The following is a 26,280-nucleotide window of genomic DNA, read 5'->3' as shown; positions in this document are numbered from 1 at the left end:
CTCGTATGATGAGGCCTATAATGAACATGTAATCTTCTCGTATATGTTTGACTCTCCTTTGAAACTAGCCTAGAGTAGGTTGGTTTCTTTTTTTTCTACAAGTAGGAAAGAAATCCCTGCTTATGCTCGTGTCATTCATATATATGTACAAGAATGAGATGTAGTACTGTTTCCTAAACATGACAGAAAAGCTTTCTTTTAAAATGGATATACTAATGAGGCAAGACGTCATGGAAGGAGAATGAAGATGGGACAAAATCGCAGGTTTCGTTCTGGACAAAAAGCGCCGAATGATGGCATTTACGTAGAAATTGGTGAAACGGGAAGTATGGTGAAAGATCCACAAATGGTGAAATTAACTGCCGGTGAAAAGTTTCCGGATAACACGAATCATAACCGCCAGTGGACATATAAAAGAAAACCGTAACAGGAGCCGCAATCGTTATTGCGGCTTTTTTGTCGTTACACATTGTAATTTCATTTACCGTATTTTTTAGCAGTATAATGAATGCTCTCTTTTTCTTTTTCAAATAATAAGTTTGAAAATACATAGGCAAAATTATTGTATAAAAAAGTCAGTTGGCGTATAATCAAATCAAAGGTCAAAGAAAGTCAAACTTTTGGAGGGCTGTAAAGATGGACTTAAATCAAATGACAACAAAAACACAAGAGGCGATTATGAGTGCCCAATCTTTAGCGGTATCTCATCATCACCAAGAGGTGGATACTGTTCATCTATTACTTGCATTATTAGAAGAGCAGGATGGATTAGCAGTACGTATATTTCAAAAAATGAATGTTGATATAGAAGCATTAAAGCAAGGTGCTGAAAGTTTAATTAAAAAGAAACCTTCTGTAACGGGGAGCGGTGCAGAAGTTGGAAAATTGTATGTAACGAGCGCTCTGCAACAACTTCTTGTAAGAGCAGGAAAAGAAGCAGAAAAACTGCAGGATGATTACATTTCAGTAGAACATGTATTGCTTGCTTTTTCTGAAGAAAAAGGCGATATAAATCAATTGTTTACAAGATTGCATATTACGAAAGATAACTTATTACAGTCTTTAATGACAGTTCGGGGGAATCAAAGAGTGACGAGTCAAAATCCAGAAGCAACTTATGAAGCGTTAGAAAAATATGGTCGTGATTTAGTGGCGGAAGTGAGAGCAGGGAAAATTGATCCTGTAATCGGCCGTGATAGTGAAATACGACGTGTAATCCGTATTCTTTCACGTAAAACGAAAAACAATCCTGTTTTAATTGGGGAGCCAGGTGTTGGTAAAACAGCAATCGTTGAAGGGCTAGCACAGCGTATCGTGAAAAAGGATGTACCTGAAGGATTGAAAGATAGAACGATTTTTGCGTTAGATATGAGTGCACTCGTAGCTGGTGCGAAATTCCGTGGTGAGTTCGAAGAGCGTCTGCAAGCTGTATTAAATGAAATTAAAAAGAGTGAAGGACGCATTTTATTATTCATTGATGAACTTCATACAATAGTTGGAGCTGGTAAAACAGAAGGAGCCATGGATGCAGGAAATATGTTAAAACCGATGCTTGCGCGCGGTGAACTGCATTGTATCGGGGCGACGACGCTCGATGAATATCGCAAATATATTGAGAAAGATCCAGCGCTAGAAAGACGTTTCCAACAAGTATTAGCAGAAGAACCAACTGTTGAAGATACAATTTCCATTTTACGTGGATTAAAAGAACGCTTTGAAATTTATCACGGTGTAAATATTCATGACCGTGCGATTGTAGCAGCGTCAGTTTTATCAGATCGATATATTTCAGATCGCTTCTTACCTGATAAAGCAATTGACCTTGTTGATGAAGCGTGTGCAACAATTCGTACAGAAATTGATTCTATGCCAACAGAATTAGATGAAGTAACGCGCCGCATTATGCAGCTGGAAATTGAAGAAGCGGCTCTTGGGAAAGAAACGGATCGTGGTAGCCAAGAGCGTCTAAAAACATTGCAACGTGAATTATCGGATTTAAAAGAAGTTGCAAGTGGCATGAGAGCGAAATGGGAGAAAGAAAAAGAAGACATTCACAAAGTTCGTGACTTACGTGAACATTTAGAACGTTTGCGTCGTGAATTAGAAGAAGCAGAAGGCAATTACGATTTAAATAAAGCAGCCGAACTTCGTCACGGGAAAATTCCCGCAATTGAAAAAGAGTTAAAAGAAGCGGAAGAAATGGGCGCGCATAATAAACAAGAAAATCGTTTATTACGTGAGGAAGTAAGTGAAGAAGAAATTGCAGATATTGTTTCACGCTGGACTGGTATTCCTGTTGCGAAACTCGTGGAAGGTGAACGCGAGAAATTATTACGCTTAGAGCAAATCTTATCAGAGCGTGTCATCGGACAAGAGGAAGCAGTAAGCTTAGTGTCAGACGCAGTTCTTCGTGCTCGCGCTGGTATTAAAGATCCGAACCGCCCGATTGGTTCTTTCATCTTCTTAGGACCAACAGGTGTTGGTAAAACAGAACTTGCAAAAACGTTAGCCCAGTCTTTATTCGATAGTGAAGAGCAAATGATTCGCATTGACATGTCTGAGTATATGGAAAAACACGCCGTGTCTCGCTTAATTGGTGCACCTCCTGGATATGTAGGATATGAAGAAGGCGGTCAATTAACAGAAGCGGTAAGACGTAAACCATATTCCGTTGTTTTATTAGATGAAATTGAAAAAGCACATCCAGAAGTATTCAACATTTTATTACAAATGTTAGATGATGGACGCATTACAGATTCACAGGGCCGTACAGTGGACTTTAAAAATACAGTTATTATTATGACTTCAAATATTGGATCTGCTCATTTACTAGATGGATTAGAAGAAGATGGTTCCATTAAAGAGGAATCAAGAGACCTTGTAATGGGGCAATTAAGAGGACATTTCCGCCCTGAATTTTTAAACCGTGTGGATGAAATTATTTTATTCAAACCTCTTACAACGAATGAAATTAAAGGCATTGTTGATAAAATTGTAAAAGAACTACAAGGTCGTCTAGCTGACCGTCACATTACAGTAGAATTAACAGATGCAGCAAAAGAATTTGTTGTGGAAGCCGGTTTCGACCCAATGTACGGAGCTCGTCCATTAAAACGATACGTACAGCGTCAAGTGGAAACGAAATTAGCACGAGAATTAATTGCAGGAACAATTACTGATAATAGTCACGTAGTTGTTGATGTAGAAAATAACGAATTAGTCGTTCATGTGAAATAAAAATAAAAAAGAGTTCGGATAAAATCCGTACTCTTTTTTTAGTGTTGTTCTACTGGCTCGTTTGGAATTGCAGCTGAAATTGCTAGTACTAACACAGCAAGAACAACTGAGAAAATAGACGCTTGGTTAAAGTCGTATGTACCGCCAGTCATAGAGCCGATTACATAGCTCATCATATGTACAAGTAAGAACGACCAAATTAATGCCCAAATGAAACGCATATTTTACACCTCTATTCGTTCAATCTGTCCTTATTGTAACACAATTGAAAAAAGAATATAGAAAAATATTTGTAGATTTTTCAACGCAAATTTGCATTCCGTTCATACATTATAAAAGAGTGGTTTTATATGTTTAGAAAATAAGGCGGGGGAAAAATGAGTATTACGGAACGTTTTTTTTACTTAGAAAAAGAACCATGTGTCATTTATTTACCGGAGAAGCCAAATGGATTTTCTGTTATGCTCCTCGGTGATTATAACTACTTTATTGAGAATGGTACAAGTTTATGGACACAGCATGCGGGTAGATCTTATTTTTTACATGGCCTTATTGAGCAAGGCTACACAGTCTTTTCTTCTAATTTATACGGAAGACATTGGGGAAACGACCAATCTGTTCGTCTAGCGAAACGTTTATATGACGTTGTGTTGAGAAAAGAGACATTGAATGCGAAAATGCACATTATGGCAGATGGTATGGGAGCACTTGTAGCACTCGAAATGATGAACAAATACCCTGAGTGTATACGCTCTGTCATTATGTTAAATCCGTGTTTAGATTTACCAGAATATGTGGAGTTTGAGAAAGAGCATAAGTTTTTTTACAAGAGACTCGTGAAGGAATTAAGTTTGGCGTATGATGCCAAAGAAGAAGAATTAGAATCAAAAATAAATAAGAAATCATTTACGCTTCTTCCATCTTGTGTACCTGTTAAAATTTTCGTATCAACACAAGAAAAAAGAGGAAGAAAACAGCAGTTGCGTAGATATGAGAAAATGAGGCAACTAAATCAATGTGATACTTCTGTCTTGTTCCATCTGCAAGATGTGAAATATAAAATGGTTAGGCAAACGACCGATTTCTTTAAAAAATATGAAGAAGAATTATGAAGCTCCCATATACATAAATGAGGAGCTATTTGTTTCAGAGGGAAAGGGTTGGTGGTATGGAACGCGTGCTAATTGTAGGTGCACTTACGTTTGTAGGTTATCACCTTGTAAATAAAATGATTGAAGAAGAAGTGGAAGTGTATGGTCTTGATTTTGATGAATTCGATAGTATGACGAAAATTAATGAAGAGAAGTTATTATTAATTGGGCGAAATGCGTTATTTACGTATTATTCGATAAGAGATGAAGATGGATGGAGATCGGTTGAGGAAGAGAGATTCGATACTGTTTACTTTTGCTTATATGAGCCAAATCAGCAAAGTGGATTTCGGAATGAAAGAGTCATATTACAATATTTAAAGCGAATTATAAGAATGTGTGAAGAACAAAAAGTGAAGTTAAATTTAATTTCTTCTATTGAAGTAGGCAGTACAGATGAATCCGAAAATAAGCGACTATTTTTGAAAGTAGAAGAAGGATTGAAAAAAGGGAATTTACAATATAGTGTATTTCGAGTTCCAACATTATATGGACCGTGGCAACCGTCCTTTATGATGTTTCATCAGCTTATTTTATCAGAATTAGGTGAAAAAGAGTGCCGTTGTACGATTGAGGAAAAGGGGAATGATTTACTTTACGTTGAAGATGTATGTGAATACTTGTGGGAAAATGGAACGAACGGGGCGCATCTTGGTATATACAATTTACTTAGTGGTAAACAGTCATTATGGGAAAAAGGTATGAATCTTTTACGCGCGGATGATAAAGTAAATAAAAATAATAACGAAGTAAGAGATGAGGCTATCGAGGTAATTTCAATAAAAAGAAATACTCCGTTAGAATACGGTTTAAATAAGCAACTGGCACACATGAAAAAATATAAAGAGTTATACGAAGGGTAGTACGCGTGTTACACTATTGTATGTGAAAGTTTTAATGGAGAGGAAGAGCATAATATGAACGAAAAAAGCATGCAGTTTTTACAAATCGCAATGAAGCATTTACCGGAAGCAAAGGCAATTTTAGATGATAATGGAATTGCACTTGATATGGAGAAGGCACAGCCGGTGTTAGAGTTGTTAATGAAAGTTATGAACGAGGCCTATGAGCTAGGGAAAGCAGATAAAGAATAAAAAGAATAAAAAGAATAAAAAGAATAAAAAGAATAAAAAGCATCTTTTTAAGATGGAAGAGAGGCCCGAACCGTAGATAGAAGCGGTCAGGGCCTTTTTTATTCTCGCCTGGGGGAAAACCAGAGATATGAAGAGGATAAAGGAAAAGTAGTGAGGAGAACTCTCTAGTTTAGAAGGAAAGCAGATGAAGAATAAAAAGCATCTTTTTAGATGGAAGAGAGGCCCGAACCGTGGATAGAAGCGGTCAGGGCCTTTTTTATTCTTGCCTGGGGGAAAACCAGAGATATGAAGAGGATAAAGGAAAAGTAGTGAGGAGAACTCTCTAGTTTAGAAGGAAAGCAGATAAAGAATAAAAAGCATCTTTTTAGATGAAAGAGAGGATCGAACCGTAAATAGAAGCGGTTTGAGTCTTTTTATATTTGAGAGGTATGTTTCTGTTTCTTTTAATGAAAAATAACGTGAATAATGCGTTAGCTTTCTGTTTTATGCGAAATATATTCTAGACAAAAATACATTTATGTTTTAAAATTAGTACCAAGTCATAATAATTGATATAAAACGGAGGGCTGCGATGTGAACGTGGGCATTTTAGGGATCGGAAGATATGTGCCAGAAAAAGTAGTCACAAATCACGATTTAGAGAAAATAATGGAAACATCCGATGAATGGATTCGTACGAGAACGGGAATTGCAGAAAGACGCATTGCCGATGATACAATAGATACTTCATATATGGCCGTAGAGGCTTCTAAAAAAGCACTTGAAGATGCAGGAATTAGCGGAGAGGATATCGATCTTATTTTAGTAGCAACAGTAACACCAGATCGTGCTTTTCCAGCAGTTGCTTGTGTAATTCAAGAAGCAATAGGAGCGAAACATGCAGCTGCAATGGATTTAAGTGCAGCATGTGCTGGTTTTATGTACGGAATGATTACAGCACAGCAATTTATTCAAACAGGAACGTATAAAAATGTATTAGTAGTTGGTAGTGATAAACTATCTAAAATTGTAGACTGGAACGATCGAAATACAGCAGTACTATTTGGAGACGGAGCCGGTGCTGTCGTAATGGGAGCTGTTTCAGAAGGTAAAGGCGTTCTATCTTTTGAATTAGGAGCAGACGGAAGTGGCGGCAAGCACCTTTATCAAGACGAGTATGTTATGATGAATGGCAGAGAAGTGTTTAAATTTGCCGTTCGTCAACTTGGTGATTCTTGTCTTCGCGTTTTAGATAAAGCTGGTCTTACGAAAGAAGATGTGGATTTCTTAGTACCGCATCAAGCAAACATTCGTATTATGGAATCTGCAAGAGAGAGGTTAAATTTACCACAAGAAAAAATGAGTATGACGATTGAGAAGTTCGGTAATACATCAGCTTCTTCAATTCCGATTGCAATGGTAGAGGAATTGCAAAACGGACGTATTCAAGACGGTGATTTAATTATACTTGTTGGTTTTGGCGGCGGATTAACATGGGGAGCAGTTGCTCTTCGTTGGGGTAAATAAGGACTGAGAGAAAAAAAGGAGTGTATTTTGTATGGAAAAAAAGAGGGTCGTAATTACAGGACTAGGAGCTGTTACACCGGTCGGAACAGATGTTGAAACAGCGTGGGAAAACATTAAAAAGGGTGTATCTGGAATCGGGCGACTTACAAGAATTGATCCAGAACTATTTCCAGCAAAAGTAGCAGCGGAAATTAACGACTTTGAAGTCGAGAAATATATTGATAAAAAAGAAGCGCGCCGTATGGATCGCTTTACACAATATGCAGTAGCGGCAGCGAAAATGGCAGTTGCAGATGCAAAGCTTGAAATTACAGAAGAAAACGGACCTCGAATTGGTGTATGGATTGGATCTGGTATTGGCGGTATGGAAACATACGAAGAACAATTTAAGATTTTTACTGAGAAAGGCCCACGCCGCGTGAGCCCATTCTTCGTGCCGATGATGATTCCAGATATGGCAGCAGGTCAAGTATCGATCGCAACAGGAGCAAAAGGAATTAACACTTGTTCTGTAACGGCTTGTGCATCTGGTGCAAACTCAATTGGTGATGCATTTAAAGCAATTCAGCGTGGTGATGCTGATGCAATGATTACAGGCGGAGCAGAAGCACCGCTAACAAGTATGGCATTCGCAGGATTTAGCTCAGCGAAAGCATTAACATTTAATGAAGACCCAGCAACGGCTTGCCGTCCATTTGATAAAAACCGTAGCGGTTTCGTAATGGGTGAAGGTTCAGGTATTCTAATTCTTGAAGAATTAGAGCACGCATTAGCACGCGGTGCTCACATTTACGCGGAAATTGCTGGTTATGGTGCAACTGGAGATGCGTTCCATATTACAATGCCTGCTCCTGGTGGGGAAGGCGGAGTGCGTGCAATGCGTCAAGCTTTAGCTGATGCAGGCCTACAGCCAGAAGATATTGATTACATTAATGCGCACGGTACAAGTACTGATGCGAATGAAAAATATGAAACGATGGCAATTAAAGAAACTTTCGGCGAGCACGCGTATAAAGTAGCGATTAGCTCAACGAAATCAATGACAGGTCACTTATTAGGAGCAGCTGGTGCTGTTGAAGCGATTTTCTCTATTAAATCAATTACAGACGGAGTAATTCCTCCAACAATTAACTATGAGACACCAGATCCAGAATGTGACTTAGATTACGTACCAAATCAAGCGAGACACCAAGAAGTAAATGCAGTATTAAGTAACTCATTAGGATTCGGTGGTCATAACGCAGTGTTAGTATTTAAATCGTATAAATAATCGATGAAATAAGGAGTTTTTTCGCAATAGATTGCGAAAAAACTCCTTATTTATTTTTACGCCTTTTTCTCCTGTAGCATATACATAAGAAAAAGGAGGGATAAAGATGGGGATTGTTGAAACAGCTGAATGGCTACATTTATATTATGGACGGCCAGAAAAACTTTGTGAGAAATTTACGAAGTATATTCCGTTGCCAAAAGAAAGGTTGTATCGCTTTTTAATTTCAAAAGGGATGTATCGCCCGATCATGCGCGGAGAAAAGGAAATTAAAGAATTAGAGGAAAAGGAAATTTGGAAAGAATTGAGCCTGGAGTATGATAAACTGAAAAATTGGTTAAAAGGTCCAGATGTCCCTGTCTTTATTTTATTATCAGATTCCTATAATCGAACTGTACAAGAAGAGTATAACGGTAGGGCTGGATTATCTATGCGTCATGTTATTTTCTTATTCGTATGTGGGCGGAATTCGGTAGAAGAATTAAAAGTGTTATTGGCGCATGAATATCATCACATATGCAGGTTACATCAAATTGAGACGAAAGAAACAGAATATACATTACTTGATACGATGATTATGGAAGGGCTAGCGGAACAAGCAGTAACAGAAAGGTATACAGAAAAAAACAATGCACCGTGGACGGCGTATCTTTCAAAAGAAGAGGCTGTTTATTATTGGAAAAATGTTGTACATGAAAGAATAAGTATAAAACGAGGAACAAGGGAACATGACATCTTATTAAATGGCTTTCACTCTTATCCGAAGATGCTTGGCTATGCGCTTGGATTTCATATTGTCAAAGATTGTGTAACTTTGGAAGGAGAAGATACACTTTCTTTATTATCTATAGATGCAAAAGAAATATTGAATAAAGCAAATACATTTCATATATAAAAAAACAGGAATTCTATTTCCTGTTTTTTTAGTATTAATAGAAGAAAAAATAATAATTAGAATATATTTCCTCAAGTGGAATAAAGTTAAGCAAAAATGAACATAATGATTGGTACAAACAGTAGTGAAGTGAGGGGTAGTGAATGTTATATCTACATGATGTATGGGTAAATTGGTTTGAAGGTGAAGAAAATGGGTATAACGTTTGTCATTTTTACGAATGGCGGAAAGATGATACGATTGAGCTATTAGATCAAGTGCCATTATTAAAAGTAGATGCCACATTATATCATTACATCGAGAACGAATTGTTAGAGCTTCCGCAAAAAATGCTGGAAGACGTACATCATAAGGCTTATATTCGTAAAAATCATGAACGTTTGCAGCAAGAGTATTGCTTTGTTGTTACAGATGGGAAAGGCATTATTGCCATTGACACAATTGGTTACAATGTACCAATTCGCAAAAGTAGACTTATACCACGCCAAGAGCAAATGGTATATGAGATGGTAGAAAACGTACAAGCAGAAAAGTATGAGTTCCAAGTAGAAGAAACAGAAAAAGAACATCACATTTTATCACCATCGCCTTTCATTATGAATGGCTTGACTCGTAAAGAAAGACAGCTAAAACAATTATTATTTATGGCGTTAGATCAATTACATACAACGAAAAATACAGCAGAAATTCGCTATTGGTTCACAGAGTGGGATCCATCAGCATATGGAATGGTTCAACATATGGAATTTGAAGATATTTGGGCTAAGCTGTATGATGAAGCGAAAACAGGCTGGTCTGATAAGCACGAACAATTATGCGAGCGTCTCGTAAAAGGACAGCCATTTTTTGAAAAGTTATGGGAAATGGAAAATGAGCAAAAGGTAAATTAAAAAACCGCCAATTGGCGGTTTTTTAATTTTGTAGTAATCTAGTTCCACCGAACATTCTAAACGAGCCGCTTCCACTTTATGTAGAAATCCAGCTCCGGCTCCTAGCCCTTCGCGTCTAAGAACCTTCCCCACAAGAAGGTAAAAAGCACCTTCTGTGGGAAAGAACCTTAGCCGTCAGGGCTAAGCAGTCGCCTCCGCTTTATATGTTACCTACGTTTTCTGCTTAGTCCCATTGCGTTTTCTACTTTGCGTAGTTGTTTGAATGCAACGCGGTTTGCTTTTTCTGCACCTTTGTCTAGGATTTCGTCTAGTTCTGGTGAGTTGATTAGTTCGTTATATTTGTCTTGGATTGGACGAATAGCTTCTACGACTACTTGCGCTAGGTCGCCTTTGAAGTCGCCGTATCCTTTTCCTTCGTACATTGCTTCGATTTCTTCAACTGTTTTTCCAGAGAATGAAGAGTAGATTGTTAATAAATTAGAGATACCAGGTTTGTTTTCCTTATCAAATTTCACAATACCTTCAGAGTCAGTTACAGCACTCTTAATTTTCTTTTCAATTGTTTTTGGCTCATCAAGCATACTAATCATTGATTTTGGATTTGGATCAGATTTACTCATTTTTTTCGTAGGCTCTGTTAATGACATAACGCGAGCTCCTACTTTTGGAATGCGAATTTCAGGCATTGTGAAGATTTCGCGGTAACGTTTGTTGAAACGCTCTGCTAAGTCACGTGTTAATTCGATATGTTGCTTTTGGTCATCACCAACCGGCACGATTTCAGTGTTGTAAAGTAAAATATCAGCAGCCATTAATGGTGGATACGTAAGTAATCCAGCTGGAACTGAATCTCTACCAGAAGCTTTATCTTTATATTGCGTCATACGTTCTAATTCTCCAACGTAAGCAACAGATTGCATGATCCATCCTAGTTGAGCGTGTGCTGGTACTTCTGATTGTACAAATAAAGTAGCTTTTTCAGGATCGATGCCGCATGCTACATAAAGTGCAGCAAGACTGCGGATGTTTTTACGAAGCCCGACGGGATCTTGAGGTACTGTAATCGCATGTTGGTTTACAATACAGAAATAACAGTCGTGTTCATTTTGAAGCTCTGTAAACTGCTTCATTGCTCCTAAATAGTTTCCAAGTGTAATCGTTCCACTTGGTTGAATACCAGAAAAGATAACTGACATAAATAATTCCTCCTAAAATAGAATGCGTGATGTGGGGAAGAGAAGGCAAACAAAAAAGCCCATTCATCCCAAAAACTATAGGGACGAATGGACCGTGGTACCACCCTAATTATTTCACTACTGTGAAATCTCTCTAATCCATAATAACGTTTGGATATAACGCCAAAGCCTACTACTTTCGGTTCGGTTTGGTGCTCAAAAGCCCATTCCATACTGTACAATTACTTGTTCACACCAACCACAAGCTCTCTGAAATTGCCTCAATATGTACTCTTCTTTATCATCGCATACATATAAATTTATTTATTGTTACTTGAGCTCTTTTAATATGAAAGAACTAAAGTTTTATAACAAAATGTTTTGCTGATTATTATATCATATGGGATAGTGTTTGCAAACTACATCAAAATAGTAAAGCTAATGAGTGTCGAGAACAACCCAAGGAAGATACCTGTAATACAAATTGGATATGTCCATTTGAATGAATATGTTTTATAAATACGTTCTTTCTTATCTGTAGGTTCCTCGACTTCTTCAATTAAAGAGTCAATCTTTTTGTTCGTACCAAATACTCTTTGGAATGCGTAAATGGTTACATTGAAAAAACCATTTTGAAATATGTATAAAAAACCGCCGATAAGAATAAAAAACAGTGCAATATAAAACAAAATGTTGACAAAGTTCAACAAAAATTGAGATGAAATGAGGAATGCACCAATACTAGAAGCAATCATCGCTATAAAAATTAGTATACAAGTATGAAAAAAAACTTTATTCAAAATATTCCCCTCCGTCAAAATATTACTAGAATTATTATACTATAAAAGCTATAATAAGTACTAGGATTAATTTTTTGAAAATTATACGCAATTAAAGGTCTGATTTTAAGATGATGGTAGCAATGTTAATGTATCCCTTTACGAAAAATTAAAAATATAAATATTTTATTAAAAATTTTAACAAAAAAACAAAAAACTATATTCACAATTGTTATATTATATGTATAATGAAAATTGTAGAAACTTGGAGATTATTCTTTCAATTCTACTTTTTAACAAGTGAGGGTACAGGAAGTGCAATTAGGGGAGGCAACACAACATGAAGAAAAAGATACCGTTATTACTTGCATCAACTTTAACTGCAAGTATGTTGCTTAGCGCGTGTAGCTACCAAAAAGATGACGCAAAAGCAAAAGGGAAAGAGAACGCTACGAGTAGTAGTAACGGAAAACAGATTCTTAATTTAACAGAGTTATCTGAAATTCCGTCAATGGATGCATCATTGGCATCTGATTCTTCATCTTCTACAGCATTAAATAATACGATGGAAGGTTTATATCGTATTGGCAAAGATCAAAAGAGAATGCCTGGAGTTGCAGAAGATGTCGAAAAGCTAGATGATGGGAAGAAATACATATTTAAATTAAGAAAAGATGCGAAATGGTCGAATGGGGAACCTGTAACAGCTAAAGATTTTGTGTATTCATGGAAAAGAGCAGTAAATCCAGATACAAAAGCAACGTATTCGTACATTATGTTCGATATTAAAAATGCAGAGAAAATTCATAAAAAAGAATTACCTGCTGACCAATTAGGTGTAAAAGCGATTGATGATTATACATTAGAAGTAGAATTAGACAATCCCGTTCCTTACTTTATCGATTTAACAGTTTATCCAGTATTTTACCCACTAAATGAAAACTTTGTAAAAGCACAAGGTGATAAATTTGGTTTAGAGGCAAATACAACATTATATAACGGTCCATTCGTTATGAGTGATTGGAAACATGAACAAAGTTTCCAATTCAAGAAGAATCCTTCATATTGGGATAATAAAACGGTTAAAATCGAAGAAATCAACTTTAATATTGTAAAAAATACAGCAACTGATGTAAATTTATATGAGACAAACGCGATTGACCGAGCGGCTTTAACGTCTGAATTTGTTGATAAGTTTAGAAAAAGCCCAGAGTTCCAAACAAGAAAAGAAGCAGGGGTTGCTTACTTAAGATTTAATCAAAGTAATCAGTACTTAAGTAATAAAAACTTAAGAAAAGCAATTTCAATGTCCTTTGACCGTGATAACATTGCAAAAGTTATTTTAAATAACGGTGCAATTGGAGCTTACGGATTTGTTGGAAAAGATTTCGCTGAAGGTCCGAATAAAAAAGATTTCCGAGCTGAAAATGGAAAGCTAGTTGAAACAAATCCAAAAGAAGCGAAAAAGCTTTGGGAAACAGCGAAGAAAGAGCTTGGAACTGATAAAATCGAACTAGAATTCTTAAACTTTGATAATGAAGATGCTAAAAAAGTTGGGGAATTCTTAAAAGGTGAGATGGAAAAGAACTTACCAGGTTTATCAATTAAAATTAAACAGCAACCATTCGCACAAAAAAATAAATTAGAAGATTCTCAGCAATATGATATTGCGTTTGGTATTTGGGGACCAGATTTCCCAGATCCAATCTCATATTTAGATATGTTTGTTACGAATGGTTCTCAAAATAAAACAGGGTATTCTAATCAGAAATATGATGAGTTAATCCTAAAAGCTAAAACAGATACAAAAGATTTACAAGCTCGCTGGGACAACCTTCTAGAAGTAGAGAAGATGTTAATTAAAGAGGATGCAGTTATCACTCCAATCTTCCAAAAAGGTTCAGCGTATGTAGTAAAAGGTGCCGTAAAAGATATTATCCCAATTAACTATGGTGGTAAATTAACTTACAAATGGGCATCTGTTGAACAAAAATAATCTTTTTTTTCCATCGTTTACAAGGGTATATGCCTATGATGGGCATATGCTCTTATTTTAAAAAAATAAAAGTAAGAATATTTTAAACTATCTTATTGCTTTTGAGAAAAACGGGGAGGTGCTTGATATGGGACGTTATGTATTAAAACGTTTCGTGTACATGGCTTTGACATTATTTTTAATTACTACACTGACTTTCTTTTTGATGAAATTACTTCCGGGTTCTCCGCTTAAAAACCAGGAGAAGCTATCACCGGCACAAAAAGAAATCATTCTTGAAAAATACGGATTGAATGATCCGGTACCAGTTCAATACGCACGTTACTTAGGTAACCTAGCAAAAGGTGATTTAGGGGTATCATTCCAATATGATAACCGCCCAGTAACAGACATGATTGTGGATCGTATTGGACCATCAGCCCAATTAGGTTTACAAGCGATTATATTAGGAACATTTATCGGTTTAATTTTAGGTATTGTTGCCGCACTTCGTAATAATACGTGGGTAGATTATAGTGCAACAGTTATTTCGGTACTCGGAATGTCGGTACCATCATTCGTATTCGCCGCATTACTGCAATATTTCGTAGGGGTAAAACTTGGCTGGTTCCCAGTAGCATTCTGGAAAGGACCAGAGTTTACTGTAATGCCTACAATTGCATTATCGATGGGAGTTATCGCAACAATCGCACGTTTCTCTCGTGCAGAATTAATTGAAGTTATGCAAGCCGATTACATTTTAACAGCGAAAGCGAAAGGAATTAGCCAAGGCGTTATTATTGTCAAACATGCACTTCGTAACGCGTTAATTCCAGTTGTAACAATTTTAGGACCAATGGTTGCGGCATTAATTACAGGAACACTTGTTATCGAGCAAATTTATGCTGTACCAGGACTTGGGGAACAATTCGTTAAATCGATTACTTTAAATGACTATACAGTTATTATGGGAACTACGATTTTCTATAGTGCAATCTTCATTTTAGTTATTTTCATTGTCGATATTTTATACGGAATTATTGATCCTCGTATTCGTTTAGCGGGAGGGAAAAAATGATGAAAGATGTACAAAAATTATCTCCAGATTTATTTCAACAAGCCAATCAAAATAATGTTGATAATGAAGTCATTGCCCGTCCAAGCCTAACGTTTTGGCAAGATGTAAGAAGACGTTTATTCCAACATAAAGGTGCGATGCTTGGCCTTGTATTATTAGTTATCATTGCACTATTAGCGATTTTTGGACCGATGGTAAGTAAACACTCGTATAAAGAGCAAGATTTAGGTCGAGCGAAATTACCACCAAAAATTCCAGTTATTGAAAATGTTCATTGGTTACCATTTGACGGTACAGATCAATATGGTGTTGACCAATATGAAAAACGTGATATTAAAGAGTACTTCTGGTTTGGTACAGATGATCTTGGCCGTGACTTATGGACAAGAACATGGGAAGGTACACGCGTATCATTATATATCGCTCTTTTAGCGGCAGCAATTGACTTAGTAATTGGGGTTGCATACGGAGGTATTTCAGCATTCTACGGCGGTAGAGTAGATAATATTATGCAACGTATTATGGAGATTATTAACGGTATTCCATACTTAATCATCGTTATTTTAATGGTAATCATTATGGGATCTGGTATTTGGTCAATTACACTCGCGATGGCGATTACAGGTTGGATAGGGATGTCGCGAATTGTTCGTGGACAAATCTTAAAGTTAAAAAACCAAGAATATGTATTAGCATCTCGTACATTAGGTGCAACAAATACACAATTAATTGTGAAACATTTAATTCCAAACGTAATGGGACCTATTATCGTAATGACAATGTTTACAATTCCATCAGCGGTGTTTGGTGAAGCGTTCTTAAGTTTCATCGGTTTAGGAATTCAGCCACCATTTGCGTCACTTGGTTCTCTTGTAAATGATGGTTATAAATCTATTCAAACGTATCCGCATATGATGTTCATCCCTGCGGTTGTCATCAGTATATTAATTTTAGCGTTTAACTTAATGGCAGACGGATTACGCGACGCGTTAGATCCAAAAATGCGTAAGTAAAAGAGGGGAGAGGCAAAGATGAAAACATTGTTAGAGGTAAAAGATTTACAAGTCTCCTTTGATACACATGCAGGTGAAGTACAAGCTGTACGCGGCGTTACTTTTGATTTGAAAAAAGGAGAAACATTGGCGATTGTAGGAGAATCTGGTTCAGGGAAATCAGTTACTTCTAAAGCGTTAATGGGATTAATTCCGAATCCTCCTGGACGCATTAAAAATGGTGAAATCGTATTTGAAGGTCGTGACTTAACGAAATTAACAGAAAAAGAAATGCAGCAAGTACGCGGTAAAGATATTGCGATGATTTTCCAAGATCCAATGACATCATTAAATCCAACGATGACAATTGGAAATCAAATTATGGAAGGTCTAATTAAACACCAAGGGATGAGTAAAGCAGATGCACGTAAAGTTGCTTTAGAATTAATTGACCTTGTAGGTATTCCAAATCCAGAAGCTCGTTTAAAACAATATCCTCACCAATTCTCAGGTGGTATGAGACAGCGTGTAGTTATTGCGATGGCGTTAGCTTGTAACCCAAAATTATTAATTGCCGATGAGCCGACAACAGCGCTAGACGTTACGATTCAGGCGCAAATTTTAGAACTTATGAAAGACATTCAGCAAAAAACAGAAGCAGCAATCATTTTCATTACGCATGACTTAGGTGTAGTAGCAAACGTTGCGGACCGAGTGGCAGTTATGTACGCTGGTAAAGTTGTTGAAATTGGAACTGTAGATGAAATTTTCTACAATCCGAAACATCCATATACTTGGGGTTTAATCGCATCTATGCCAAGTTTAGATGGTTCAGAAGAAGAGTTATATGCAATCCCTGGAACGCCTCCAGATTTATTGAAGCCGCCGAAGGGAGATGCTTTTGCACCACGTAACCCACAGGCACTGAAAATTGACTTTGAAATGGACCCACCTTTATTTAAAGTAAGTGATACGCACTATGCGGCAACTTGGTTACTTCACGAGCAAGCTCCAGAAGTAAAACCGCCGGCAGTCGTTGAAAGACGCATTCTTCAAATGAAAGCAGGTGAACAACATGACTAAACAACGTGAGAAATTAATTGAAGTAAAAAATGTAAAGCAACACTTCGACGTGAGTGGTGGTGTTGTCAAAGCGGTTAATGATATTTCATTTGATATTTACCGCGGAGAAACATTTGGTCTTGTAGGAGAATCGGGTTGTGGTAAATCGACAACTGGAAGAACGATTATTCGTTTATATGATGCAACTGCTGGTGAAGTATTGTTCGATGGTGAAAATGTACATGGTAAGAAATCACGCGCAGAACTGAAGAAATTCAACCGTAAAATGCAAATGATTTTCCAAGATCCATACGCATCATTAAATCCTCGTATGACAGTAGGGGATATTATCGCAGAAGGTATTGATATTCACGGATTAGCGAAAAGTAAAAAAGAGCGCATGGACCGTGTTCATGAACTATTAAACACAGTTGGTTTAAATAAAGAGCACGCAAACCGTTTCCCACACGAATTCTCAGGTGGACAACGTCAGCGTATCGGTATCGCTCGAGCGCTTGCTGTAGACCCAGAATTTATCATTGCCGATGAGCCGATCTCAGCACTTGACGTATCGATTCAGGCGCAAGTTGTAAACTTACTGAAAAAGTTACAAAAAGAAAAAGGTTTAACATACTTATTCATCGCCCATGATTTATCAATGGTAAAATACATTAGTGATCGTATTGGTGTAATGTACCGTGGCCAAATCGTTGAGTTAACAACAAGTGATGAATTATATGCGAATCCAATTCATCCATATACGAAATCACTATTATCAGCGATTCCACTTCCAGATCCAGATTATGAGCGCAATCGTAAACGTATCGTATATGATCCATCACAGCATAATTATGGTAGTGAGGCACCAACAATGCGTGAAATTCGCCCAGGACATTTCGTACTATGTTCGGAAGCGGAGTACAAGAAATATAAAGAGATTTATCAATAAGAAAAAGAGCCATTCTTCTGTTATGGAAGGATGGCTCTTTTTCTACTATATAAAAGAATTGTATACATTTGTCGGTCAGTCGATATATTTAAAGAATCGCCGATATAAATCTCATGTATCATTAGTGATATCCATATGCAAAATTACTGAACTTGAACAGAAACATTCTCCTCTTGTTCTTCAGGTTTAACAAGTGCATAACGCTCCCATGCTCTACTTTTCCAGCGGAAGAACATAATAATGGCACGTGTCCATTCGTCGATGGCGATTGCTAGCCAAATACCAACGAGCCCCATATCTAAATGAAAGGCGAAAAAGTAACCTAGTGGTAAACTCATTAACACCATAGAGAATGCACCGATTAAAACAGGATATTTTGCATCACCAGCTGCACGAAGCGAATTAATGATGACGATATTCATCGTACGTCCCGTTTCAAGTAGTACACTTAGTAAAAGAACACTTGCGCCTAACCCGATAATGTACGGATTATCTGTAAACAGTCCCATTAATTGTGTACGGAATGTAATAACGAGAGCGACCATACATAAAGTTACACCAATCGCCCATTTTACACTTTTCCACAAGCGTTCGTATGCTTCATCTTTTTCGCCACCACCAACGAGGCGGCCAATAATAATAGCTGTTCCCATACCAATTGCAATAGCGAATAAATAAGTGAACATAGAAATGTTCGTAGCGTATTGTCTAGCCGCTAACGATTCCGTTCCTAAATATGTTGCATAGTATAAGAAGACAATTTGACAAGCTTGATACATAACTTGCTCAAAAGCAGATGGAATCCCGATTTTTAAAATTTTCCCGATATATTCTTTTGATAAGGTGAAATAATATTGTAATTTTACACGATATTCCATAACGCGGTATAGTAACCAGAAGAAAACAATAAGCGCTATAAGTCGGCTGACAGCAGAAGAAAGGGCAGCCCCTTGTACACCGAGCTCAGGGAAACCAAATTTCCCGAAAATGAGTACATAGTTTCCAGCGATATGAATCATATTCATTCCGAGTGAAATAAACATCGCTTGCTTTGTGAAACCGTGTACACGGATAATTGCGGCTAATGAGTTAATAATAGCTTGTAGGAAGATGGCTCCTCCGACGATAGATAAGTAGTTTTGCGCATACGTTAGTACATCGCCTTGTAAGTTCATTGCGAGCATCATATGTTTCGAAAATAAAAGAAAACCAGCGCTTATAACGAGCCCAACTATTAAATTTAATGTGACGGCTAATGCTGATATTTTAGATGCTTCCATAAAGCGCTTGGAACCGAGGTATTGAGATACGACGATAGCTGCGCCGTTCCCGATGACTTCTAGTACCAAAATAGCGATATGGAGGTATTGATTCGCTGCACCAACCCCAGATACAGCATCGTCTGATAATGCACTTAACATGAAAGTATCAGCGATCCCCATTAACATAAAAAGAAAAACTTCTAGAAAAATAGGCCATGTTAATAAGAATAAACTTAATTTCTCAGTAGGCCCGTTTTTTGCCTGAATTGCTGCCATGTCCGTCCCCTCTTTACCGATATCTATTTTTAGCAAAATGTATCGTAACATACTTTCTTAACCTTTGCACTCATTTTAGCCTACATATTTTTATTATGAAGAGAGTGCTATTTTATGATAAAAACAAAAGGATAATTATACATAAAGTATTATGAGATATAAAATTCGTTTTTCTCTGATAATTTAGAAAAGTATAAAAATATTGTTTTTAACACTTTAGTAAGAATAATCAGCAATATGAAACGTTTACAAAGATTTATTTTTTAACAGGAAATTTTAATGAAATAGAAATATAAATATACAAAAAATATATTTGTGTGTATAATATGAATTATTAGAACATATATATATTTCTTTCTGTTTGAAAATGAAAGGGCTAACATTTTTATGGAGGGTGGAAGTATGAAAAAAAAGATGCCAGTTTTTGTAGTATCAACAGTAGCGATGAGCATGATGTTAGGGGCATGTAGCTACCAAAAAGATGAACCGCAAGCGAACGCAAAAGGGGATAGCGGGAAAAGCGGTGCGAAGCAAGTTATTAACTTAATTGAAACGCAAGAAATTCCAACGATGGATCCAGCGTTATCAGCTGATGCAGTTTCTTCAAGAGTAATGGGTAATACGATGGAAGGCTTATACAGTTTAGGAAAAGATGATAAGCTAGTTCCTGGTGTAGCGAAGGAATTCCAAAAATCAGAAGATGGTAAAAAATATACATTTAAATTACGTGAAGACGCAAAATGGTCAAATGGTGATCCTGTGACGGCAAAAGATTTCGTATACGCATGGCAAAGAGCGATTAACCCAGATACAGCTGCGAAATCAGCGTACATTATGTATGATATAAAAAATGCAGAGAAAATTAATAAAAAAGAGATGAGTCCGGATCAATTAGGGGTAAAGGCGATTGATGATTATACATTAGAAGTGGAATTAGATAATTCAATTCCATACCTTGTAGATTTAATGGTATATCCAATCTTCTATCCTGTGAATGAAAAGTTTGTGAAAGAGCAAGGTACGAAGTTTGGTTTGGAAGCGAATACAACGCTTTATAACGGACCATTTACATTAAGTGATTGGCAACATGAACGTAGCTTTAAAATGACAAAGAGCGCGTCATATTGGGACAATAAAGAAGTGAAGATTGAAGAAGTAAACTTTAATATTGTAAAAGATACATCTACGCCAATTAACTTATATGAAACAAATGCAATTGATCGAGCGTCGTTATTAGCGGAGTTTATTGATAAATATAAAGGAAAACCAGATTTCCAAACAGTAGAAGATACATCTGTATTCTTCCTTCGTTTAAATCAAAAAGATCCAGCTTTAGCAAATAAAAATATTCGTAAAGCAATTTCACTTGCTTTTGACCGTAAGCCATTCGTGGATACATTATTAAATAACGGTTCTAAGCCAGCAACAGGATTAATTCCTGATAACTTTATTAAAGGACCAGATAAAAAAGATTTCCGTGCTGTAAACGGGGATATTGTAAAACCAAACGTGAAAGAAGCGAAGAAATATTGGGAAGCTGGTAAAAAAGAACTTGGTAAAAATGAAATCGAATTAGAATTATTAAATGAGGATGTAGAGTTATCAAAGAAAACTGGTGAATATTTAAAAGGTGAATTAGAAAAGAATTTACCAGGTTTAACAGTAAAAATTAAACAACAACCATTCGCACAAAAACTAAAATTAGAAGATGCGGGCGATTATGTCATGTCATTCTCTGGATGGAGTGCGGACTTCCCAGATCCAATTACATATCTTGATATGTTTGTAACAGATGGGTCACAAAATAAGATGAAGTACTCTAATCCAAAATACGATGAAATCATTATGAAGGCGAAAAAAGATGGAAGCGATGTAAATGCTCGTTGGAAGAACTTATTAGAAGCAGAAAAAATGTTACTTGATGATGCTGCGATCGTTCCAGTATATCAACGTGGTAGAGCATATTTACAAAGAGATTCAATTAAAAATATGTATAACCATAAATATGGCGGCGATTTAAGCTTTAAATGGGCGTCAGTAGAGAAATAAGAAAAAAAGCAGGTGATCGCCTGCTTTTTTTTAATACGTTCGTTTCTTATAAATGCCTTTTCCGCCAACTTGGTTCCAGCCAGATTGTACATCCAAACTTTTGTTAACAAACTTCATTTTTTCTTTTCCACCAAAGAGCTTTTCGCCGATGCTATTTGTAATGACACCAATCAATGCTGTTATTCCGATGATGAGGGCAGCAACCGTAATAAAATCAATAAAAAAAGCAATCATTTGAAAACTCCCCCTTTGCCTGTCTGTATGTTTATTGTATGAGATGAAAAATGAAAAAGAAAGAAATGTCAGAAAAATATTTAATTTACTTTAGAAATCGTGTAGACAGGAGGGAGGATATTTGTTAAAATAAGAACAAATGTTCCTTTTCATTCTCATTTGTATAGTCTTACATTTCTTAATTGATTTATCAAGAAAAAGTAAGAAAACGTTCTCTTTTTCATAGGGAAGATTATAGATAAATAACTATATATTATATGAAAAATCTATGAGAAGTGAGTAGTAAAAGGATTGAAAGTTATTGTTAAAGTACAGCTGAAGTGAGCGTAATCATGTTACATAGCAGTGAAATACACGGAAGAGTTTTCTCAACTAGCAGGAAATTTACTGTATATTTCTTGCAAAATCTATTGTATAATGATTATAGAAGTTACTTATTAAAAGTAATTGTTGTTTATTATAAGTTGTTGCTTACATGAAATGCGATTTTTGTACTTTTCAATAAGACAAGTTATCGCGAAAAATTGCTGAAGTTAGAAATTAAAACTGTATTTAGTACAGAATTTGTACTCTTTAAGGAGAGTGAGCTTTGTATGGTAACATTATATAGTTCTCCAAGCTGTACGTCTTGTAGAAAGGCGAAATTATGGCTAGAGGAAAATCATATTCCCTATACAGAACGTAATATTTTCTCAGATCCATTAACGATTGAGGAAATTAAAGAGATTTTACGTATGACAGAAAGCGGAACGGATGAGATTATTTCTACTCGTTCGAAAGTTTTCCAAGAATTGAATGTAAACTTAGAGTCTTTACCACTTCAAGATTTATATAAGATGATTCGTGACTATCCAGGGATTTTACGTCGTCCAATTATGATTGACGAGAAACGCCTTCAAGTTGGTTACAACGAAGACGAAATTCGTCGTTTCTTACCACGTACAGTAAGAACGTTCCAATTACGTGAAGCACAACGTCTTGTAAATTAATTATAATAATATGAAAACCTTCTACCTATTATATAGTAGAAGGTTTTTTTTAATGTTTCACATTGCGTAATCGAACTTGTTGTACGATAAAGCCGATGCATAAAATAGTGAAAATGAACAAATAAGGAATGCTTGTAGTGAAACTTGGATTGTTATGAAAAAAGGTTGCAAGTCTGTCTTCATGTGTAACCATTTTTCCTGCAGTATAGGCAAGAATCGCTGCACCGCAATAAATGAGGAATGGAAATCGTTCCATAAGTATTAAAATAAGTTTGCTGCCCCAAATAATAATCGGGATAGAAATGAGTAAGCCGATTATGACGAGTAAAAATCTCCCGTGAGCTGCACCTGCAATGGCAATAACATTATCAAACCCCATAACGAGATCCGCGAAAACAATTGTCCGCACAGCTTGAAATAAAGTTGTTTTTCCTTGAATAGAAGAAAGATCGTTGCTATTATCGGTTAATAAATTGACTGCAATTAATGTAAGTAAAACCCCGCCAATCAATTGTAGAAATGGAATGTCGAGTAAATAGACAGCTAGTATAGTAAGGATGATTCTTAGTACAATCGCTAAAAGAGTACCGATCAAAATAGCCTTATTTCGTTTCGATTCAGGTAAATTTCGGCTAGCTAGTGCGATGACGATTGCATTGTCACCACCTAATACAACATCGATACCGACAATCATTAGTACGGATGTTAAAAACTCTAAGTCCATTCGTCTGCCTCCATTTATGATGTTTTAATAAGCGAACTATATGTATGTGATGAAGAAAGTTGTTGTTAAATAATCTCTTCTAATAGAAGTTTCACTTTATTACAGTGTACGGGGGAATGTGGAAATGTATGTCCAAATTTTTTGTAAGTAAGAAATCGCTATAATAATATATTTATGTAGTTTATCGAGTAAAGATAGGCATATAACTATTTTTGTAAAATAAATCGATTTTATTTCCATTCTGGAGAATCTTATCATAAAATGAGAGTACAAGAATCTATTGATTTGTCATATGAGTGGGGAATCCCTTCATAACAATTCTAAGCAGGAAGGGAGAGTTGTATTTTGGATATTGAAAGAATTAATGATCATACGATGAAATTTTTTATTACGTACATTGATATAGAGGATAGAGGATTTAATCGTGAAGAAATTTGGTATGATCGCGAACGAAGTGAAGAGCTCTTTTGGGAGATGATGGACGAAGCTCGTGATCATGACGATTTCTTTATTGATGGACCGTTATGGATTCAAGTGCAAGCAGTCGATAAAGGGATTGAAGTACTTGTCACGAAAGCAGAGCTTTCAAAGGACGGACAAAAGCTGGAACTACCGATAGGGGTAGACAAAATTATAGATATTCCTCTAGATGAAGGCATCGAATCATTATTCCAACAAGAATTAGTCGAAGAGGTAGAAGAACAAACAGGAACAAACTTTAATGAAGATGGTACGTTTGGCTTTTTAATTAAATTTAATGATTTTGAAGATGTCATTTCATTAAGTCATCGTCTTATCTTTGAAGATATAAAAGATGAGCTGTATTCATTTGAGGACCGCTATTATGTATATGTGGAATTCGATGAAGTGCTACATGATGAAGAAGAAATCGATCGTATTTTAAGTATTATTTTAGAATATGGAGAAGAATCAACTTTAACAATTCATCGTGTAAGTGAGTATGGAAAACAAATTGTGAAAGAGCATGCGCTTGAAACGATTCGCAATAATTTTCCTGCTAAAACGTAGGCCGATTTCTGTAGTATGAAATCGGCTTTTTATATGAAGAATAGGAAAGCTTTCTTAGTTAGGAGGTAAGAGATGAAAAATACGTTAAAGCTGATTTTCTTTATACTGCTATTGTTCGCATTATTTGTTTCGTTACGTATGTTTATTGATGTAGCATTTTATTCAGATGTGATTGGGATAAAAGATGTTTCGATTTTAGGTATTATTAGTATTTTATTTACAGTATCTGCGTTTTTAATTGGTTGCGTTATTTTCTTAGAAAATCGACATCCATCTAAAACACTTACATGGTTAATTGTTTTAGGGATTTTTCCGGTATTTGGTTTCTTTGCTTATTTATTATTTGGACAAAATTTTCGAAGAAAAAGAATGTTCCAAAAGAAGGCGTTACTTGATGAACAGGCGTTTTTACAATATAAAGGGCATGAAGATTACGAAGAACGAATTTTACGCAATCATAAGCATCAAGAACTGTTATTTCGTTTAGCGGATCGATTAGGAGCTTTAAATATTTCATTTCAAACTGAAACGAGGACATTAACAAATGGAGATGAAACGTTTCGGGCTATTTTAAATGGGTTAAAACGAGCGAAACATCACATTCATATGGAATATTACATTGTGCGTGATGATAAATTAGGAACAGAAATTAAAGATATTTTAATACAAAAATCGAAAGAAGGCGTTGTTGTTCGCTTTTTATATGATGCGGTTGGAAGTTTTAAGTTATCGAAATCGTATATTGAAGAATTAAACGATGCAGGTGTAGAAATGATTCCATTCTTTCCTGTGCGCTTTCCGATTTTAAACGATAAGATTAATTATCGAAATCATAGGAAAATTGTCGTGATTGATGGGAACGAAGGGTTTGTAGGCGGATTAAATATCGGTGATGAGTATTTAGGGAAAAATAAATATTTTGGCTTTTGGCGAGATACGCATTTGTATTTACGTGGTGAAGCGGTTCAAAGTTTACAACTTATTTTCCTTCAAGACTGGTTTTATATGACTGGAGAGGCTGTGCTAGCCCCTGAATATTTACAAGCAAAAGCAGTTGAGGGGGATCATTGGGGAGGAGTGCAGCTAGTTGCAGGTGGCCCCGATAATAAGTGGGAAACGATTAAGCATTTATATTTCGCAATGATCGCTTCTGCTCGGAAATCTATTTGGATTGCAACGCCGTATTTTATTCCGGATGATGATATTTTATCCGCATTAAAGGTTGCTGCACTTGCTGGTATTGATGTTCGTTTATTAATGCCGAGTAAACCGGATAAGCGTACTGTCTTTTACGCATCGAGATCGTACTTCCCAGAGCTTTTAGATGCAGGAGTAAAGATATATGAATACGAAAAAGGTTTTCTTCATAGTAAAATTGTCATCGTTGATTCTGATTTAGCTTCAATTGGGACAGCTAATATGGATATGAGAAGTTTTCATTTGAATTTTGAAGTAAATGCCTTTTTATATGATACAGATAGCATTCGAAAACTTGTTCAAGACTTTAAAGATGATTTAGAAGAATCAAGTGAAATTCATGGTGATCATTTTCATAAAAGACGTCTTCATAGACGAATTGTTGAATCAACGTACCGATTATTATCACCTTTATTATAAAAAGAGATGTCCGAAATTGGGACATCTCTTTTTTAAAAGGAATTTGT

The 26,280-nt window shown here is 36.1% G+C and carries 24 protein-coding genes and 1 other annotated feature; of the genes, 18 read left to right on the top strand and 6 right to left on the bottom strand.

The annotated features are described in order from the left end of the window. Nucleotides 1–247 precede the first annotated feature (247 nt). The gene (locus tag ACTFO4_RS21160; RefSeq protein WP_000531421.1) at nt 248–427 is read left to right on the top strand and encodes a YjzC family protein; all 180 of its coding nucleotides are present in this window, start codon (nt 248–250) and stop codon (nt 425–427) included. A gap of 209 nt (nt 428–636) precedes the next feature. Continuing rightward, nucleotides 637–3,237: an ATP-dependent chaperone ClpB gene (gene clpB, locus ACTFO4_RS21155; RefSeq protein ID WP_000365401.1), complete on the top strand. Its 2,601-nt coding sequence runs from the start codon at nt 637–639 to the stop codon at nt 3,235–3,237. A 38-nt stretch (nt 3,238–3,275) separates the two neighbouring features. Here clpB and ACTFO4_RS21150 read toward each other — a convergent pair whose 3' ends face one another. Next, nucleotides 3,276–3,458 carry a YjzD family protein gene (locus ACTFO4_RS21150; RefSeq protein ID WP_001211116.1) on the bottom strand — a complete coding sequence of 61 codons (183 nt, stop codon included), beginning with the start codon at nt 3,456–3,458 and terminating at the stop codon, nt 3,276–3,278. A gap of 156 nt (nt 3,459–3,614) precedes the next feature. Here ACTFO4_RS21150 and ACTFO4_RS21145 point away from each other — a divergent pair, with 156 nt between their 5' ends. From ACTFO4_RS21145 to ACTFO4_RS21115, 7 genes are all read left to right on the top strand, one after another. After that, on the top strand, nt 3,615–4,349 hold the full coding sequence (locus tag ACTFO4_RS21145) for a hydrolase (RefSeq protein ID WP_000028712.1): 735 nt from the start codon (nt 3,615–3,617) through the stop codon (nt 4,347–4,349). Between the two features lie 29 nt (nt 4,350–4,378). Then, complete coding sequence (locus tag ACTFO4_RS21140) at nt 4,379–5,251, top strand: NAD(P)-dependent oxidoreductase (protein ID WP_326234673.1); 873 nt, start codon at nt 4,379–4,381, stop codon at nt 5,249–5,251. 54 nt (nt 5,252–5,305) lie between these two features. Further along, nucleotides 5,306–5,482 (top strand): ComZ family protein, encoded by a 177-nt coding sequence (locus ACTFO4_RS21135; protein ID WP_001986215.1) that lies wholly within the window; start codon nt 5,306–5,308, stop codon nt 5,480–5,482. Nucleotides 5,483–6,055: 573 nt separating this feature from the next. Beyond that, nucleotides 6,056–6,988 carry a beta-ketoacyl-ACP synthase III gene (gene fabH, locus ACTFO4_RS21130; RefSeq protein WP_001100547.1) on the top strand — a complete coding sequence of 311 codons (933 nt, stop codon included), beginning with the start codon at nt 6,056–6,058 and terminating at the stop codon, nt 6,986–6,988. Nucleotides 6,989–7,019: 31 nt separating this feature from the next. After that, the gene (gene fabF, locus ACTFO4_RS21125; RefSeq protein WP_000412656.1) at nt 7,020–8,258 is read left to right on the top strand and encodes a beta-ketoacyl-ACP synthase II; all 1,239 of its coding nucleotides are present in this window, start codon (nt 7,020–7,022) and stop codon (nt 8,256–8,258) included. 106 nt (nt 8,259–8,364) lie between these two features. Then, entirely contained in the window at nt 8,365–9,153 is a 789-nt protein-coding gene (locus ACTFO4_RS21120; RefSeq protein WP_000513277.1) for a DUF2268 domain-containing protein, read from the top strand. A gap of 143 nt (nt 9,154–9,296) precedes the next feature. Next, entirely contained in the window at nt 9,297–10,043 is a 747-nt protein-coding gene (locus ACTFO4_RS21115) for a YjbA family protein (RefSeq protein WP_000966127.1), read from the top strand. Between the two features lie 206 nt (nt 10,044–10,249). Here ACTFO4_RS21115 and trpS read toward each other — a convergent pair whose 3' ends face one another. Then, nucleotides 10,250–11,239, bottom strand: coding sequence for a tryptophan--tRNA ligase (gene trpS, locus ACTFO4_RS21110; protein WP_000110982.1), 990 nt, complete (start codon nt 11,237–11,239; stop codon nt 10,250–10,252). Nucleotides 11,240–11,315: 76 nt separating this feature from the next. After that, nucleotides 11,316–11,532: a binding site (T-box leader), on the bottom strand. A gap of 105 nt (nt 11,533–11,637) precedes the next feature. Continuing rightward, the gene (locus ACTFO4_RS21105) at nt 11,638–12,018 is read right to left on the bottom strand and encodes a DUF3899 domain-containing protein (protein WP_001044997.1); all 381 of its coding nucleotides are present in this window, start codon (nt 12,016–12,018) and stop codon (nt 11,638–11,640) included. A 319-nt stretch (nt 12,019–12,337) separates the two neighbouring features. Here ACTFO4_RS21105 and ACTFO4_RS21100 point away from each other — a divergent pair, with 319 nt between their 5' ends. The 5 genes from ACTFO4_RS21100 to ACTFO4_RS21080 all read left to right on the top strand — a co-directional run bounded on the left by ACTFO4_RS21100 (nt 12,338) and on the right by ACTFO4_RS21080 (nt 18,053). Further along, nucleotides 12,338–13,993 (top strand): peptide ABC transporter substrate-binding protein, encoded by a 1,656-nt coding sequence (locus tag ACTFO4_RS21100; protein ID WP_000727217.1) that lies wholly within the window; start codon nt 12,338–12,340, stop codon nt 13,991–13,993. A 127-nt stretch (nt 13,994–14,120) separates the two neighbouring features. Further along, on the top strand, nt 14,121–15,050 hold the full coding sequence (gene opp3b / locus ACTFO4_RS21095) for an oligopeptide ABC transporter permease (RefSeq protein ID WP_000534167.1): 930 nt from the start codon (nt 14,121–14,123) through the stop codon (nt 15,048–15,050). Further along, nucleotides 15,047–16,063: an oligopeptide ABC transporter permease gene (opp3C, locus tag ACTFO4_RS21090; protein WP_000974106.1), complete on the top strand. Its 1,017-nt coding sequence runs from the start codon at nt 15,047–15,049 to the stop codon at nt 16,061–16,063. Before opp3b ends, opp3C begins: the two co-directional genes overlap by 4 nt. Before the next feature lie 18 nt (nt 16,064–16,081). Next, nucleotides 16,082–17,125 (top strand): ABC transporter ATP-binding protein, encoded by a 1,044-nt coding sequence (locus ACTFO4_RS21085; RefSeq protein ID WP_000854347.1) that lies wholly within the window; start codon nt 16,082–16,084, stop codon nt 17,123–17,125. Further along, nucleotides 17,118–18,053: an ABC transporter ATP-binding protein gene (locus ACTFO4_RS21080; RefSeq protein ID WP_000166348.1), complete on the top strand. Its 936-nt coding sequence runs from the start codon at nt 17,118–17,120 to the stop codon at nt 18,051–18,053. The genes ACTFO4_RS21085 and ACTFO4_RS21080 overlap by 8 nt, the downstream gene beginning before the upstream one ends. 143 nt (nt 18,054–18,196) lie before the next feature. On the opposite strand, the gene ACTFO4_RS21075 is transcribed toward ACTFO4_RS21080, so the two are convergent. Beyond that, complete coding sequence (locus ACTFO4_RS21075; protein WP_326234675.1) at nt 18,197–19,642, bottom strand: MATE family efflux transporter; 1,446 nt, start codon at nt 19,640–19,642, stop codon at nt 18,197–18,199. A gap of 351 nt (nt 19,643–19,993) precedes the next feature. Between ACTFO4_RS21075 and ACTFO4_RS21070 the strand changes: the two genes are divergently transcribed. Next, complete coding sequence (locus ACTFO4_RS21070; protein ID WP_000728609.1) at nt 19,994–21,640, top strand: peptide ABC transporter substrate-binding protein; 1,647 nt, start codon at nt 19,994–19,996, stop codon at nt 21,638–21,640. Between the two features lie 30 nt (nt 21,641–21,670). Here the strand turns inward: ACTFO4_RS21070 and ACTFO4_RS21065 are convergent, their stop codons facing one another. Beyond that, entirely contained in the window at nt 21,671–21,874 is a 204-nt protein-coding gene (locus tag ACTFO4_RS21065; protein WP_000559971.1) for a hypothetical protein, read from the bottom strand. 593 nt (nt 21,875–22,467) lie between these two features. Between ACTFO4_RS21065 and spx the strand changes: the two genes are divergently transcribed. Continuing rightward, nucleotides 22,468–22,863, top strand: a complete 396-nt coding sequence (gene spx, locus ACTFO4_RS21060; protein ID WP_000258267.1) for a transcriptional regulator Spx — start codon at nt 22,468–22,470, stop codon at nt 22,861–22,863. Nucleotides 22,864–22,912: 49 nt separating this feature from the next. Here the strand turns inward: spx and ACTFO4_RS21055 are convergent, their stop codons facing one another. Then, on the bottom strand, nt 22,913–23,587 hold the full coding sequence (locus ACTFO4_RS21055) for a TerC family protein (protein WP_000362607.1): 675 nt from the start codon (nt 23,585–23,587) through the stop codon (nt 22,913–22,915). A gap of 345 nt (nt 23,588–23,932) precedes the next feature. On the opposite strand from ACTFO4_RS21055, the gene mecA reads away from it, so the two are divergent. Both mecA and ACTFO4_RS21045 read left to right on the top strand, forming a co-directional pair. Next, complete coding sequence (mecA, locus tag ACTFO4_RS21050; RefSeq protein WP_000350713.1) at nt 23,933–24,616, top strand: adaptor protein MecA; 684 nt, start codon at nt 23,933–23,935, stop codon at nt 24,614–24,616. A gap of 72 nt (nt 24,617–24,688) precedes the next feature. Then, nucleotides 24,689–26,233, top strand: coding sequence for a cardiolipin synthase (locus ACTFO4_RS21045; RefSeq protein ID WP_000799194.1), 1,545 nt, complete (start codon nt 24,689–24,691; stop codon nt 26,231–26,233). The last annotated feature ends 47 nt before the right edge of the window (nt 26,234–26,280 follow it).

It is taken from the genome of Bacillus cereus group sp. MYBKT14-1 (assembly GCF_051915185.1).
Lineage (GTDB): Bacteria > Bacillota > Bacilli > Bacillales > Bacillaceae_G > Bacillus_A > Bacillus_A cereus.
This window is presented reverse-complemented; position numbering and strand designations above follow the sequence as displayed.